We start from the raw sequence: 13614 nt of genomic DNA, 5'->3' as shown, positions 1-13614 counted from the left end.
CCTGCATCCTCGGCACCGGGGCGGAGGGTGTGAAATTATCGTGTCCCGGCCGGTTTGAATCGTGCCGGGGCCATTACAAGCAAGTGAGGGGGCGGCGCAAGCGCAGCGCGGCCCCGCGCTCGCCCCTAGCCGGCCGGCACGCTGAACGCATCGAGCGTCAATTCGAGCGAGCGCAGCCGCGCGCCCGGATCGAATGTTGCGCCGCACAAGATGATCTCGTCAGCTCCCGTGCGCGCCACGAAACCCTCGATGGCGTCGCGCACGTCCCCCGGCGTACCCACCGCCGCGGCCTGCCCGAGATGATCGAGCATGGCCCGCGCCGGAGCGGGCAGGGACTGCGTGTAATCGGTGATCGGCGGCGGCAATCTGCCCGGCGTCCCGGTGCGAAGCGCGACGAAGCTTTGTTGCTGGCTCGACGCGATCAGGCGCGCGTCTTCCGCGCTATCGGCGGCGAAGACGTTCATCGCGACCATCACATGCGGTTTTGCGAGTGCGTCGGAGGGCTGGAAGTCGCGGCGGTAGAGCGCGAGCGCCTCGTCGAGATGATCGGGCGCGAAATGGGCGGCGAAGGCGTAGGGCAGACCGAGCCGCGCGGCGAGCTGCGCGCCGAACAGGCTCGAGCCGAGCATCCATAGTTCGACCTTCGCGCCGAGGCCCGGGGTCGCGGCGATGGGCAGTTCGACATCGCCGGTCAGAAGCGCGCGCAGTTCCACCACGTCCTGCGGGAAATATTGCGAAGCGGCGGCCAGATCCTTGCGGAGCGCGCGCTGCAATTCGGGCCCCGCCCCCGGTGCCCTGCCAAGCCCCAGATCGATCCGTCCGGGGAACAGCGCATCCAAAGTCCCGAATTGTTCGGCGATCTGGAACGGCGTGTGGTTTGGGAGCATGATCCCGCCCGAGCCGATGCGGATATGCTGCGTCGCGTTGCCGATATGCGCGAGCACGACCGAGGTCGCACCGCCCGCAATGCCCTCCATCGCATGGTGCTCGGCGACCCAAAACCGCTTGCAACCCAGCGCCTCCGCTTCGCGCGCAAGCTGAGTGGTGGCGGCGAGCGCCTCGCGCACCCCCTCCCCTTCGCGCACGGGGACGAGATCGAGCACTGAAAAGGCGGTCATAGCGGTGCCTCGACTTGTGGCTGAGCCGATGTGGCAGGGGCCGGTGCGATTGGGGGCGGGCCGAGCTGCGCGAGATAATCTTGCGCCGCGAGCGCCGCGGGGCTCTCGGGGGCCAGGTCAATAAGCGACTGCCAGCTTTCGCGCGCCGCGTCTTCGCGCCCGGTCAGCACTGCGATAACGCCCGCCTCGAGCCCGATGGCCGGCGCGCGCGGGGCATGCGTGCTCGCCTGTTCAATCGCCGCCTGCGCTTCGCCGAGTCGCTCCATCCGACGCAGCAGCGTCGCCTTCAACAGCCAGGTGTCAGCATTCTCGGGCTGCAGTTCGAGCGCTTCGTCGAGTTCGGCGAGTGCCGCGTCGGGCTCGTCCATGCTGACGAGCACCCGGGCCAGATCGGTCGCGGCGATCGCGCGAAGCGGGGCCGAAGCGGCGGCGCGCGCATCGGCCTTGGCCTGTGACAAGAAGGCACGGGCCTGCGCGACATCGCCCGCGGCGAACGCGGCGTTGCCGGCCATTGCGCCGAACCGCGCCCGCACCCGCGTATCTCCCTCGCCGCTTCCATCGCGCGCCGCGATGAAGGCCGCGACGGCATCGTCCCAAAGTTCGAGCTGCGTTGCAGCAAGGCCGAGGCAGTGATTGGCGAGCACGCGCTGCTCTGCGCTCGTCTCGTTGCGCCGCAATTGCGCCAGGCTGTGCGCACGGGCAGCCTCGTCCGGAAGCAGCGCGAGGCATGACGCGAGCCAAGCGCTTTGGGGGTTGTCGGAAAGCGCCGCCGCCTCGTCCTCGCGCGGAGGGCGGTTGAGTAATTCGTCGGGCGGGCCGAGCGTATCGGTCGCGGTGGGATTGGGGCCGACCTGAAGTGCGGCGGCGAGAAGAGTGGCGGTAAGCAGCATGTCCGGGCCGGAATTGTCCTGATATCAGTAGAAGCCGTGCACCACGCTTTGCAGCAAGGCGATGTCCTGCTCGCGCGACAGGCGGTGGTCGCCGTCCTTAACCAGCGTCACCTGTATGCTCTCCGAACGCAGCGCCTCTGCCAGCCGCAGGCTTGTCTTCCATGGCACCTCCTCGTCGCGCTGGCCGTGGAGAAGATGGGTGCGGGCGTCGATGGGGATCACGTCGTCCAGTTGCAGCTGCCGCTCGGCGTCAGCGAAGAAGCCGGGGTGGGTGGGCGTGGGCTCGGGGCCATAGGGGTTGTATTCGTAAATCACTTCGCCCCCGGCGAGAGCCGCGCGCTGAGCCTCGTCATAGGCCCAGCGGGTGAAATCGGGCGCCGCGGCGATGCCGATCATTCCGGCGAGCCGATCGCCCAGTCCTCGTGCCACCAGCAGCATCAGCCAGCCGCCCATCGACGAGCCGACCAGCAACACCTCGCCGCGCACCCGCTCCTCGATCAGCGCCAGCACCTCGTCGCGCCAACGCGACAGCGTCCCTTCGGCGAAATCGCCCTCGCTCTTTCCGCAACCCGAATAATCGAGCAGCAGGCAGGGCCGCCCCGCCTCGCGCGCCGCGCCGAGCAGCGCCTCGGCCTTCGAACCGGCCATGTCGGACATGTAGCCGGGCAGGAAGACCAGCGTCGGGCCGTTACCGATGATATGGCGATAGGCGATGCGGCGCGCCTCAGGCGTGCCCGCGGCGATGTCGAGATGCTTGATATCGTGCATGTGGTGGCCCCTTCTGGCTTGCATGACCGGCCTTCGGCAAGACTTCGCGCGTTTTGCGAGCCGAATTGTCATGCAGCGGCAATGCGTGCGACCTAGGCAGTCGCCATGATCAAGACGGACACTCTCCCCCAGCCCCCCCGCGCTCCGGGCCTTACCCGGCGCGGGATCTTCGCACTTGTCGGCAGCAGTGCCGCGCTCGCCGCAGCGCCCGCGGCAGCGCGCGGTTTCGGCAGCGGCTTCACGCATAATGTCGCGAGCGGCGAGCCGCAGGCGGACAGCGTGCTGCTGTGGACGCGCTTCGTCGCCGATGGGCCGACGATACTCGAATGGCAGGTCGCCGAGGACGATGGTTTTGCGCGGATCGTCGGCGAAGGGCAGACCACTGCTTCGCCGGATCGCGATTTTTGCGCCAAGGCGATTGCCGATGGCCTATCGCCGAACCGCTGGTATTTTTACCGCTTCGTCGCGCCCGGCGGCGCCATGTCGCCCGCCGGTCGCACTCGCACCCTGCCGCAGGGGCCGACATCGCGCTTTCGCATGGCGGTGTTTTCCTGCTCCAATTTCGGCTTCGGCTATTTCAATGCCTATGCGCATGCTGCCGAGGCCAACGATGTCGATCTCGCGGTGCATCTGGGCGACTATATCTACGAATACGGCTCCGACACCTATCCCAGCGAAAGCCAGCGCCATCCCGACCGCATTGCGTTGCCGGGGAAGGAGATCGTCGCGCTCGCCGATTATCGCCTGCGTTACGCCACCTACCGGGCCGATCCCGACCTCCAGCGACTGCATCAGGTCCTGCCGATGGTCGCCGTGTGGGACGATCACGAGAGCACCAACGACAGCTGGAAGGACGGCGCGCAGAACCATCAGCCTGAAACCGAAGGTTCGTGGGAGGTGCGCAAGGCGATCGCGAAACAGGTCTATCGCGAATGGATGCCGGTTTCGGACGAACCCTATGCCGCCTACGATATCGGCGATCTCGCCACGCTGTTCCGGCTCGACACCCGGTTGGAGGGGCGCGAGCAGCAATTCAGTTTCGAGACCGTGCTGGCCGGGCAAAGCGATCCGGACGCGATGATGGCCGCGCTTACCGCGTTTCGCGACGGCGATTATGCGCAGCCCGGTCGCCAGCTCCTAGGGCAGGCGCAGGAGCGTTGGCTGCTCGACGGATTGGCCGCGTCGCGGGCAAGCGGCAGGACGTGGCAGGTGCTGGCGCAGCAGGTGCTGATTGGTAAGCTCTCCTCGCCCCCCGGCCTGGCCGAGGAGCTTGGCGACGGCGTTCCCGATTTCATCCGCTCCCGGATGATGGCGGCCGGCCTTGCGAGTCGCGCCGAACTGCCGCTCAATATGGATGCCTGGGACGGCTACCCTGCCGCCCGCTCGCGCCTGTTCGAAGGGGCGCTCGCGGCCGATGCCGATCTCGTCGTGCTGGCCGGTGACACGCATAATGCTTGGGTCTTCGATCTGGGACATGAGGGCGCGCGGGTCGGCGTCGAATTCGGCACCGCCTCGGTCAGCTCGCCTGGCTTCGAAGGCTATCTGTCGATGATGGCGCCAGACCGGATGGCGCGGCTGGTGGTCGATGCCAATCCCGAGCTGCAATGGGCCGACACCTCGCAGCGCGGCTACATGATGATCGAACTGACGCCTAAGAAAGCGGCGAGCGAATATCGCTTCACCGGGAATGTGCGCCAGCGTTCGGCCCGGCTTGCCGCGATACACCGCGTCGAAGTCCCTGCCGGCGCACGAAAATTCGCGGTCTGACCCTTGGAACCAAGCGCGCCCTTCGCGTGTTGAACCGAGCAAAGGAGATACCAATGCTCGGTAAGATTATCGGAGCCGCAATCGGCGGCGGAATCGCGAAAAAGGCGCGCGGCATGGACGGCACGACCGGTGCCATGGTCGGCGCGGCCATTCCCTTTATCCTCGGCCGGCTGAGCATCCCCGGAATGCTCGCGCTGGGAGCCGGGGGGTATCTGGTCAAGAAGATGCTCGCCGACAATGAAATGCCCAAACCCGCGCGCGACACCGCGCCGGTGGCAAGCGTTCCTCAGCCCGTGACGTAACCTGAGCGTTGGGGATACACCTGGAAGACTGACGGGGTCGGCAGCATCGTCTGTCGGCCCCCTTTTTTTAGCGCGGACCGGCGTCGTCGCGGCTGAATATTTCCTCGATCGCGAGCCCGAACACCTCCGCGATCCGAAAGGCGAGGGGCAGCGAGGGATCGTAGCGGCCCTTCTCGATCGCATTGACGCTCTGCCGACTGACCCCGAGCCGATCGGCCAAATCCTGCTGCGACCAGTCGCGCATCGCGCGCAGCACCTTGAGGCGGTTTTTCACGCGCGCCACCGCACGATAGGCGCCGCAAGCCCCAGCATGGCCAGCCACAGGACGCCGATCCATTGCGGGCCTGCGGGAACGACGTCGTAAACTTCGAGAAACTGCCACACCGTGACGATCGCCAGCATCGCGCCAGTGGCCAGCAGCACTTGCTTCACGAACAGTTGGCGCTGATATTCGTCGTCGCATTCGACCAATAGTCGAAAGAACATCCCGACGATGGGCAATGCGGTCGCCAACGCGAGAATTACCAATGCGATCGGGGCCGGATCGCTCGCCCGGGCGTAGGTGAGGCCGGCAAACAGGACAATCATGTAAGCGGTGATGAAAGCGACGATTCGGATCGTGTAAGCGCGCATGTATTTCGGCATCGGCATGGAAAGCTCCTTTGCTCTAATGTAAAGCGAGCTTTACCCAGCGATAGCAGGATGTCAATGACGCTTTCCATATTGGCGCGAGAACTTTCCTTTTCCTGAGACCCCCAAACCAGCGGATGACAGGTTCGCGACAAATCGCTATCCGCGGCTCATGGCACGCATGCTGACTACGACCACAACCACCACGACCTCGGGCGACCGGGGGCGTTTGCGGTTGGGTTAAGCTCAGCATCGCAGCGCCGCCCGGTTTCGGGCGGCGCGGTGTCCTCCCGAAATCGGATCGACATTCCCACACCGCCCTTCCGGCATGCGCCCTCTTGTCCTAAGGCGCGCGCCGAACCCGATGCGTGGAAGAGACGAAGCCGACCATGACCGAACTTCTCAAGATCAGCCTGCCCGATGGATCGGTGCGCGAGATGGATGCGGGCTCGACCCCGGCGGATGTGGCCGCAGCGATCGGGCCTGGCCTTGCCAAGGCGGCGCTGGCCGCGCGCGTCGATGGCGAGGTGCGCGATCTGAACCGGCCTTTCGACGGCGATGCTCAGCTCGCGCTGATCACGGCGAAGGACGAGGAAGACGCGCTCGAACTCGCGCGCCACGACTACGCCCATGTCCTCGCCGAGGCGGTGCAGGCACTTTACCCCGGCACGCAGATCACCTTCGGTCCGGCGACCGATGACGGCTTCTACTACGACGTCATGGCGCCCGCCTCGCGCGAGCCGTTCTCCATGGACGATCTCCCCGCGATCGAGGAAAAGATGCGCGAAATCATCAAGGCGGACAAACCTCTCGTGCGTGAGGTCTGGACGCGCGAGCAGCTGATCGAGAAGTGGGAGAGCGAAGGCGAGGCGTTCAAGGCTGAATGGGCCAAGGAACTGCCCGAAGATGAGGAATTGACGGTATACTGGTCGGGCCGACCCGGAGATAAAGACTCCTGGCTCGACATGTGTCGCGGCCCACATCTTGCCTCGACCGGCAAGCTCGATCCGCAGGCCTTCAAGCTGATGCGCGTTGCCGGAGCCTATTGGCGCGGCGACCAGAAGAACGCGCAGCTCACGCGCATCTACGGCACCGGCTGGCTCAATAAGAAGCAGCTAAACCAGCACCTCATGCGGCTGGAGGAAGCCGCCAAGCGCGATCACCGCAAGCTGGGGCGCGAGATGGACCTCTTCCACCTCCAGGAAGAGGCGCATGGCAGCGTCTTCTGGCATCCCAAGGGCTATCGCATCTGGCGCGAGCTCGAAGCCTATATGCGCCGCAAGATGGATGGCGGGGGCTACCGCGAGATCAAGACGCCGCAGCTCATGGATGTGCGCCAATGGACCGCATCGGGTCACTGGGGCAAATATGCCGAGAACATGTTCGCGGTGCCCGATATGGTGCCCGAAGTGGACGAAGACGGCGAAGCGGGCGCCGCGCCAAAGGTTGCGGACGACGCCGATTGGATGGCGATCAAGCCGATGAACTGTCCGGCGCACGTGCTGGTCTTCAAGCAGGGCATCACCTCCTATCGCGACCTGCCGATCCGGCTGGGCGAAATGGGCTGCTGCCACCGCAACGAGCCGCACGGCGCGCTCCACGGCCTGATGCGCGTGCGCCAGTTCACGCAGGACGATGCGCACATCTTCTGCACCGAAGACCAGGTGGTCGAGGAAGTGCGCCGTTTCTGCGCGCTCGCTGCCGAGGTTTACGAGGATTTCGGCTTCACCTTCGCGATCAAGCTCGCCCTGCGCCCGGAAAAGCGCCTGGGCTCGGATGCCGACTGGGACAAGGCCGAGCAGGAATTGCGCGATGCCGTGGCCGAAGCGGGCATGGACAATGAGGAGTATGGCTGGGAGGAGCTTCCCGGCGAAGGCGCTTTCTACGCGCCCAAGCTCGAATGGCACCTCACAGACGCGATCGGGCGCACCTGGCAGGTCGGCACAATCCAGGGCGACCGCGTGCTGCCCGAACGGCTCGATGCGATTTATGTGGGCGAGGACGGCGAGAAGCACCGCCCCGTCATGCTCCACCGCGCGATCTTCGGCTCGTACGAGCGGTTTATCGGCATCCTGATCGAACATTATGCCGGGCGCTTGCCGGTATGGCTCGCCCCGACGCAGGCCTTGGTCGCGACCATCGTCTCGGACGCGGATGGTTACGCGAAGGAAGCGGTGGCAAAGCTCGAGGCGGCAGGCATCCGCGTCGCGTCAGATCTGCGCAACGAGAAGATCAATTACAAGGTGCGCGAACACTCGCTCGCGAAGGTCCCGCACTTGCTCGTAGTGGGCAAACGCGAAGCCGAGGAAGGCACGGTCGCGGTGCGCACTCTTGGCGAGAAAAAGCAGCGCGTGATGAGCCTCGATGAGGCGATCGTGATGCTGAAGGAAGGCGCGACACCGCCCGATCTGCGCGGTTAAAGCGCGAAAGGGGTCAGAGCGGCAGCGGTGCGCCTGCAAAAATCAGCGCCGCTCCGCAGGCGAGCACGATGACGCTGCGGAGCGCTTCGATGCTGTGTTCATCGATCACGGCGTAGGTGCTGCGCGAAAGGGCGATGGCTTTGCTCATATGCCCTATTGTCCGCTGCAAATCCTAACGCGGGGTTAAGGTCTTCAGGCGCTCGGCATCTGTTGGCTCGCGCAATGGAAGCCGCCCCCGCCTGCAAGCACCGCCTCTGCGCGAAGGCCGATGGTTTTGCGGTCGGGGAAGCGCGCCGCGATCGCCTCGACGCCCGCTTCGTCATGGGGCGATCCGAAGGTGGGGACGACGACAAGGTTGCTGGTGATTGCGAAGTTCACGTAGCTCGCCGGTTCGATCTCGCCATCGCGCGTGATCCGCCCGGGTGAAGGTATGCGGACCAACTCGACCCCGAACCCTTCCGCCCGCCGCGCGGCATCGGCGTAGATTTCGGCGTTGGGATCGTCATCCCCGGTCGCTTCCGGGACGACCAGCCGGTTCGGGCCGACGAAGCGCGCGAGGTTGTCGACATGGCCGTCGGTGTGATCGTTTATGAGCCCATCGCCTAGCCACAGCACCCGGTCGAAACCTAACGTTACAGAAAGCTCGGACTCGATCGCGTCGCGCGTCATGGCCGGGTTGCGGTTGGGGTTGAGGAGGCATTGCTCGGTCGTCGCGACCAGCCCGGTGCCATCGCCGTCCACCGCGCCTCCTTCGAGGATCATCGACGAACTCTCGACCTCGAGCCCAGCATCGCGCGCGAGCTCTGCCCCGATGGTTAAGTCGCCCGGCATCCGGTACTTCTCACCCCAGCCGTTGAACGCAAAGCGGCGCGCCTCGCGGCCGTCCTCTCCGAACACGACCAGCGGCCCCGTATCGCGCAGCCAGATGTCGCCATAGGCGCGGCGTTCGAGCGTCACCGCCTCGCTCACCAGCGAGCGGGCGCGCGCTTCGTTGGCATCGTCGCGGACCAGCAGGCGGACCTCCTGCCCGCTATCCGCGACCGCATTGGCGAATGCGGCGATCTGCTCCTGCGCGGGTTCCAGCCAGCCCGGCCACTCCTCTGCCAAATGCGGAAAGCCGATCCACAGCCAGTCCTGCGGCGCCCATTCGGGCGGCATCAGCACAGACATGGGTCGGCCTGCCAGATCAGCATCCGCTTTCCGCACTGGCGCAGGCTTCGTCGCGCGTCCGGCGGAACTCGTCGCCCTCGTTCCAGTTGGGCCAGCTCGTGCTTTCCGCGAGCATCCGGCCCATCCGGTAGAACAGCTGGAGGTCCTGCATCACGCCCGACCAGTCCCAATTCTCGTCGAACTCGTCCTTTGGCCCGTGATAGCGGTTCTCGCGGTATTCCGCGGCCAGCGCCGCGCCTGCTTCGCGCCCGCCCTCGACGAGGTCTTCCCCGCCATCGACGTAGAGCATCGGCACGCCTTCCTTGGCGAAGGCGAAGTGGTCGGAGCGGTAGTAATAGCCCGCTTCCGGGTTCGGGTTTGGCGTGGGCGTGCGGCCATCGGCTTCGAGGGCGGCATCCAGGAATTGATCCAACTGCGACTTGCCCGGACCCACGACCGTCACGTCCTGCGATGGTCCGGCGACAAGGAAGGCGTCCATGTTGATCCCGCCGACGGTCTGGTCGAGCGGGTAGATCGGGTTTGCGGCATAGTAATAGGCGCCGAGCAGTCCGGATTCCTCCGCGGTCACCGCGAGGAACACGAGGCTGCGCCGCGGCGCGCCCGCCTTCACATGCGCTTCCGCGAGCGCGACGAGCGCGGCGGACCCCGTCGCATTGTCGACCGCGCCGTTGCAGATGTCGTCGCCATCGGGTGCGGGCGTGCAGCGCCCGAGATGGTCCCAGTGCGCGGTGTGGATGACGTATTCCTCCGGCGCCTCGGTGCCGGGAAGGATGCCAATCACGTTTTGCGATGTGAAGGTGCGAAAGGTGTTCTCGAAGCTGGTCGAGGCGGTCATGCCCAGCTCGACCGCAGCAAAGTCTTCCGTTTTTGCAGCGGCGGTCAGCTCGTCGAGATTCTGTCCGGCGGCGGCGAGGATTTCGCGCGCGACCTCTTTCTGGACCCAGCCATTCATCGTGGTGAGCGGCGGCGGATTATCGCCGCGCGCGGCATAGGCCTGCGGGCCCGACCACGAGCTTTCGACCACGTTCCAGCCATAGCTCGCCGGCTGGGTATCGTGCACGATCAGCGCGGCGGCCGCACCTTGCCTTGCGGCCTCTTCGTATTTGTAGGTCCAGCGCCCGTAATAAGTCATGGCGCGTCCGTTGAAGGTGCCTTCCAGCCCCTCGGTCTCGAAATCGGGATCGTTGACGAGAATGATGACGGTCTTTCCCGCCACATCGACGCCTTCATAATCGTTCCACCCACGCTCGGGCGCGTTGATGCCGTAGCCGACGAAGACTATCTCGCTGTTCGCAAGCTGGGTGCGTTCTTCTTCCTGATAGGTCACGCCAACCCATTCGCTGCCATAATCGTAGACGAGATCGGTATCGCCATTGGTGATGGTGAGCGGGGCGAAATTGGTGCCCGTGATCTCGATCAGCGGGACTTCCTGCACCCAGCTATCGCCATTGCCCGGCTGAAGCCCAGCGGCCTCGAACCGTTCGCTTAGGAGCGCGACGGTCAATTCCTCGCCCTTCGTGCCCGGCATGCGGCCTTCGAATTCGTCGGTCGAGAGTTCGCGGGTGATGTCGACCATGGTTGCCTGGCTGATATCGCCATCCTCGACCTCGGGAATGTCGAGCGAAGGCTCCGACATGCCTCCCGGTACGACCCCGTCGCATGCCGTCATGAATAGAATGGTGACGGCGAGCGCCAGACCCCGTGTGAACATCGCGAAACCCCTTATCTGCCAATCACGCAATTGCCGCGTTTCTTTCGCAGAGCGCCGCGCGCATCGCAAGCGCGCCCTGCGCCGCTTGCAGGCGGGCCGGCACGCGGCCAAGGAGGCGCGGCCATGACCTCTATCGACTGGACCGACGCCCTTGATCGCGCCCGCGCCAATGCCCCGTTTCTGGCGCGCGCGCTCAGCCGGCAAGAAGAGCTCGCCGACCTTCTGGCGCGGGGGGAAGCGGAGGAGGCGCTCGCCTGGGCAGCGGCGCGCGGGGAATGCGACGATGTCGATATCGGCCTCAGGCGGCATCGCCTTGCGCTCGCAACGACCCTTGCGATCGGCGACCTTGCCGGAGCGTTCTCGCTCGACAGGGTAATGCGCGAGCTCAGTGCGTTCGCCGATCACGCACTCGATACGGCGATTCGTGCCGCTATCCGCGAGCGCACCGGCGAAGATCGCGCCGACGGCTTTATCGCCTTGGCGCTCGGCAAACAGGGGGCGGGCGAGCTCAACTATTCCTCCGATATCGATCCGATCCTGCTCTACGATCCCGAACGCCTGGCGCGGCGCGAGAGCGACGAGCCGGGCGTGGTGGCGCAGCGTTATGCCAAGCGGATCGTCAAATGCCTCTCCGATCTGACGGGCGAGGGCTACGTCCTGCGGGTTGATCTGCGTCTGCGCCCACAAAGCGAGATTAGCCCGCTAGCCGTGCCCCGCGCTTTTGCTCTGACCCATTATCAGGGCGGAGCGCTGGCCTGGGAACGCGCCGCCTTCATTCGTGCGCGCGCGGCGGCGGGGGACCGGGCGGCGGGGCAGGCCTTCCTCACCGAAATCGCGCCCTTCGTATGGCGACAGGCGCTCGATTTCGGCGCGGTAGTGGAAATCCGCGCGCTTACCCAGCGCATACGCGACAGCAGCGAAGGTCCCGCTTCGCCCGGCCCCGGCTTCGACGTCAAGCGCGGCCGCGGCGGGATCCGCGAAATCGAGTTCTTCGCGCAGACCCACCAGCTAATCCATGGCGGGCGCGACCGTTCGCTCAGAGTGCGCGGCACGCGCGCGGCGCTCGACGCACTGGCGGCGGCAGGACGGATCGAGGCGGAGGAAGCACGCGTGCTGGGCGAGCGCTACGATCGGCTGCGGGTGATCGAGCACCGGCTGCAAATGGTGAACGACCATCAGACGCATGTGCTGCCCGCCGGGGCAGCGCTCGATCGGGTCGCGCGGCTCGACGGGCTTTCCGACGGCGCGGCGCTGATCGCGGAGTTGCAGGCTTTGACCGGGCGCACGGGCGCGATCTACGATGCGCTGATCGGCCAGGCCCCCGCTGCGCCTCCCGCGCCTCCGCCCCTCGACGAGCGCGCGCGCTGGCTTCGTGGCCTCGGTTTCGCCAAACCGGCGGCACTCGCCGAACGGATCGGGCGCTGGCGCGATGGCCGCTATCCCTCGATTCGCTCGCCCCAGGCGCTTGAGGCGTTCGACCGCCTCCTGCCTCCCCTGCTCGAAGCCGTTGCCGCAAGCGACGACCCGGTGCGGGCGATCGCGCGGTGGGAGGGCATCATCGAAAAGGTACCCTCGGCGGTTCCGCTGTTCCGCCTGCTGGTCGCCGAACCCGAACTGCTCGAACGGCTGGTCGACGCGCTGACTTTGTCGAAAACGCTCGCCGACGAACTCGCGCGCCGGCCGGAGACGGTGGACGTCCTGATCGAGGACGAGGAGATCGCCTTCGATGGCTTTCGCGAGCGGTTGATCGCGGCAATGCGCACCGGGCCCGAACGCGGCGATTACGAATCAAAGCTCGATTGTATCCGCCACGTTGTGAACGAAGCACGCTTCCGGCTCGGCGTGGCGCTGGTCACTGCGCGGGCCAAGCCCTCGCAGCTCGCCGCCGCCCTGTCGGACACCGCCGAGGCGGCCATCGCCGTCGCGCACGACGCCGCCGCGCGCGAATTCGCGGCGATACATGGCCGAATCGAGGGCAGCGAACTGCTTGTCGTCGGGCTGGGGCGGCTGGGCGGCGGGGCTTTGTCCCACGCCTCGGACCTCGATCTTATCTACCTGTTCACCGGCGGGTTCGAACGTCAATCGGACGGCGAGCGGCCGCTTGGCGCAACGCTCTATTACAACCGTCTCGCCAGCCGGATCAGTTCCGCGCTTTCGGTGCCCACCGCGCAAGGGGCGCTTTACGAGATCGATACGCGGCTGCGACCTCAGGGTAAGCAGGGTCCGCTCTCGGTTTCGCTCGACGCTTTCGCCAAATATCAGCGCGAGGCGGCCTGGACCTGGGAGCACATGGCGCTGGGCCGCGCGCGGGCACTGGTCGGTTCGAACGCGGCGCGTGCCCGGGTGCATCGCATCATTCGCGAGGTGCGCTGTATGGATCGCGACGAAGCGGCGCTGCGCCGCGACGTGCTGGCGATGCGCGAGGAGATGGCGCGGCACAAGCCGCCGCGTGGGCCCCTCGATGTAAAGCTGCTGCGCGGCGGGCTGGTCGATGTCGAATTCCTCGTCCACTATCTTCAGCTGCGCGAGGGGCATGCGCTGGCCGACGGCGAGGACGCGGTGCTGGCGGAGGATTTCGCCTGTGCCATTCCCGCGCTCGCCGCGAAGGGGCTGGTCGAAGCGACACTATGGTCTGCCTACGATCTGATGACCGATACGCTGGTGGCATCGCGCCTACTCGCGCCGGATGCCGGACGCCCTCCGCCCGCCGCCGCGCTGACGCTGGCGCGCGCTTGCGAGCGTGCGACCTATGCCGATCTCGTGCGCGATCTGGACGCGGCCCGGGCGCTCGTGGCAAGGCAATGGTCCGCCACTTTCGGCCTTTCCCTGGAGACATAA

General features: G+C 66.1%; 12 protein-coding genes. 4 read left to right on the top strand and 8 right to left on the bottom strand.

The window, feature by feature from the left end; genetic code table 11:
* Positions 1–125: 125 nt before the first annotated feature.
* Genes V2I30_RS12730 through V2I30_RS12720 form a run of 3 tightly spaced genes read right to left on the bottom strand, consistent with a single transcriptional unit; the run spans position 126 to position 2776 of the window.
* Positions 126–1118 carry an LLM class flavin-dependent oxidoreductase gene (locus tag V2I30_RS12730; RefSeq protein WP_330662549.1) on the bottom strand — a complete coding sequence of 331 codons (993 nt, stop codon included), beginning with the start codon at positions 1116–1118 and terminating at the stop codon, positions 126–128.
* On the bottom strand, positions 1115–2008 hold the full coding sequence (locus V2I30_RS12725) for a tetratricopeptide repeat protein (RefSeq protein WP_330662548.1): 894 nt from the start codon (positions 2006–2008) through the stop codon (positions 1115–1117). The genes V2I30_RS12730 and V2I30_RS12725 overlap by 4 nt, the downstream gene beginning before the upstream one ends.
* Before the next feature lie 24 nt (positions 2009–2032).
* Positions 2033–2776, bottom strand: a complete 744-nt coding sequence (locus tag V2I30_RS12720; protein WP_330662547.1) for an alpha/beta fold hydrolase — start codon at positions 2774–2776, stop codon at positions 2033–2035.
* Positions 2777–2881: 105 nt separating this feature from the next.
* Here V2I30_RS12720 and V2I30_RS12715 point away from each other — a divergent pair, with 105 nt between their 5' ends.
* Positions 2882–4543 carry an alkaline phosphatase D family protein gene (locus V2I30_RS12715; RefSeq protein ID WP_330662546.1) on the top strand — a complete coding sequence of 554 codons (1662 nt, stop codon included), beginning with the start codon at positions 2882–2884 and terminating at the stop codon, positions 4541–4543.
* 53 nt (positions 4544–4596) lie between these two features.
* Positions 4597–4845 (top strand): hypothetical protein, encoded by a 249-nt coding sequence (locus tag V2I30_RS12710; protein WP_330662545.1) that lies wholly within the window; start codon positions 4597–4599, stop codon positions 4843–4845.
* A 67-nt stretch (positions 4846–4912) separates the two neighbouring features.
* Here the strand turns inward: V2I30_RS12710 and V2I30_RS12705 are convergent, their stop codons facing one another.
* Together V2I30_RS12705 and V2I30_RS12700 are read right to left on the bottom strand one after the other, a co-directional pair.
* Positions 4913–5119: a helix-turn-helix transcriptional regulator gene (locus tag V2I30_RS12705; RefSeq protein ID WP_330662544.1), complete on the bottom strand. Its 207-nt coding sequence runs from the start codon at positions 5117–5119 to the stop codon at positions 4913–4915.
* A complete protein-coding gene (locus tag V2I30_RS12700; protein ID WP_330662543.1) occupies positions 5116–5496 on the bottom strand; it encodes a hypothetical protein in 381 nt (126 codons plus the stop codon). Before V2I30_RS12700 ends, V2I30_RS12705 begins: the two co-directional genes overlap by 4 nt.
* 368 nt (positions 5497–5864) lie before the next feature.
* On the opposite strand from V2I30_RS12700, the gene thrS reads away from it, so the two are divergent.
* Positions 5865–7895, top strand: coding sequence for a threonine--tRNA ligase (gene thrS / locus V2I30_RS12695; RefSeq protein ID WP_330662542.1), 2031 nt, complete (start codon positions 5865–5867; stop codon positions 7893–7895).
* Between the two features lie 13 nt (positions 7896–7908).
* On the opposite strand, the gene V2I30_RS12690 is transcribed toward thrS, so the two are convergent.
* From V2I30_RS12690 to V2I30_RS12680, 3 genes are read right to left on the bottom strand one after another with little or no spacing between them, the layout of a single operon-like run.
* Positions 7909–8043, bottom strand: a complete 135-nt coding sequence (locus V2I30_RS12690; RefSeq protein ID WP_330662541.1) for a hypothetical protein — start codon at positions 8041–8043, stop codon at positions 7909–7911.
* Between the two features lie 44 nt (positions 8044–8087).
* The gene (locus V2I30_RS12685; protein ID WP_330662540.1) at positions 8088–9065 is read right to left on the bottom strand and encodes an agmatine deiminase family protein; all 978 of its coding nucleotides are present in this window, start codon (positions 9063–9065) and stop codon (positions 8088–8090) included.
* A 16-nt stretch (positions 9066–9081) separates the two neighbouring features.
* On the bottom strand, positions 9082–10776 hold the full coding sequence (locus V2I30_RS12680; RefSeq protein ID WP_330662539.1) for a M28 family metallopeptidase: 1695 nt from the start codon (positions 10774–10776) through the stop codon (positions 9082–9084).
* 123 nt (positions 10777–10899) lie between these two features.
* Between V2I30_RS12680 and glnE the strand changes: the two genes are divergently transcribed.
* Positions 10900–13614 (top strand): bifunctional [glutamate--ammonia ligase]-adenylyl-L-tyrosine phosphorylase/[glutamate--ammonia-ligase] adenylyltransferase, encoded by a 2715-nt coding sequence (gene glnE, locus V2I30_RS12675; RefSeq protein WP_330662538.1) that lies wholly within the window; start codon positions 10900–10902, stop codon positions 13612–13614.

The sequence above is a fragment of the Erythrobacter sp. genome, assembly GCF_036351135.1.
Taxonomy (GTDB): Bacteria; Pseudomonadota; Alphaproteobacteria; order Sphingomonadales; family Sphingomonadaceae; genus Erythrobacter.
This window is presented reverse-complemented; position numbering and strand designations above follow the sequence as displayed.

Excerpts from the sequence above, each read along its gene's own strand:
- V2I30_RS12730 (WP_330662549.1), bottom strand. The coding sequence starts at position 1,118 with ATGACCGCCTTTTCAGTGCTCGATCTCGTCCCCGTGCGCGAAGGGGAG.
- V2I30_RS12725 (WP_330662548.1), bottom strand. The coding sequence starts at position 2,008 with ATGCTGCTTACCGCCACTCTTCTCGCCGCCGCACTTCAGGTCGGCCCC.
- V2I30_RS12720 (WP_330662547.1), bottom strand. The coding sequence starts at position 2,776 with ATGCACGATATCAAGCATCTCGACATCGCCGCGGGCACGCCTGAGGCG.
- V2I30_RS12715 (WP_330662546.1), top strand. The coding sequence starts at position 2,882 with ATGATCAAGACGGACACTCTCCCCCAGCCCCCCCGCGCTCCGGGCCTT.
- V2I30_RS12710 (WP_330662545.1), top strand. The coding sequence starts at position 4,597 with ATGCTCGGTAAGATTATCGGAGCCGCAATCGGCGGCGGAATCGCGAAA.
- V2I30_RS12700 (WP_330662543.1), bottom strand. The coding sequence starts at position 5,496 with ATGCCGATGCCGAAATACATGCGCGCTTACACGATCCGAATCGTCGCT.
- thrS (WP_330662542.1), top strand. The coding sequence starts at position 5,865 with ATGACCGAACTTCTCAAGATCAGCCTGCCCGATGGATCGGTGCGCGAG.
- V2I30_RS12690 (WP_330662541.1), bottom strand. The coding sequence starts at position 8,043 with ATGAGCAAAGCCATCGCCCTTTCGCGCAGCACCTACGCCGTGATCGAT.
- V2I30_RS12685 (WP_330662540.1), bottom strand. The coding sequence starts at position 9,065 with ATGTCTGTGCTGATGCCGCCCGAATGGGCGCCGCAGGACTGGCTGTGG.
- V2I30_RS12680 (WP_330662539.1), bottom strand. The coding sequence starts at position 10,776 with ATGTTCACACGGGGTCTGGCGCTCGCCGTCACCATTCTATTCATGACG.
- glnE (WP_330662538.1), top strand. The coding sequence starts at position 10,900 with ATGACCTCTATCGACTGGACCGACGCCCTTGATCGCGCCCGCGCCAAT.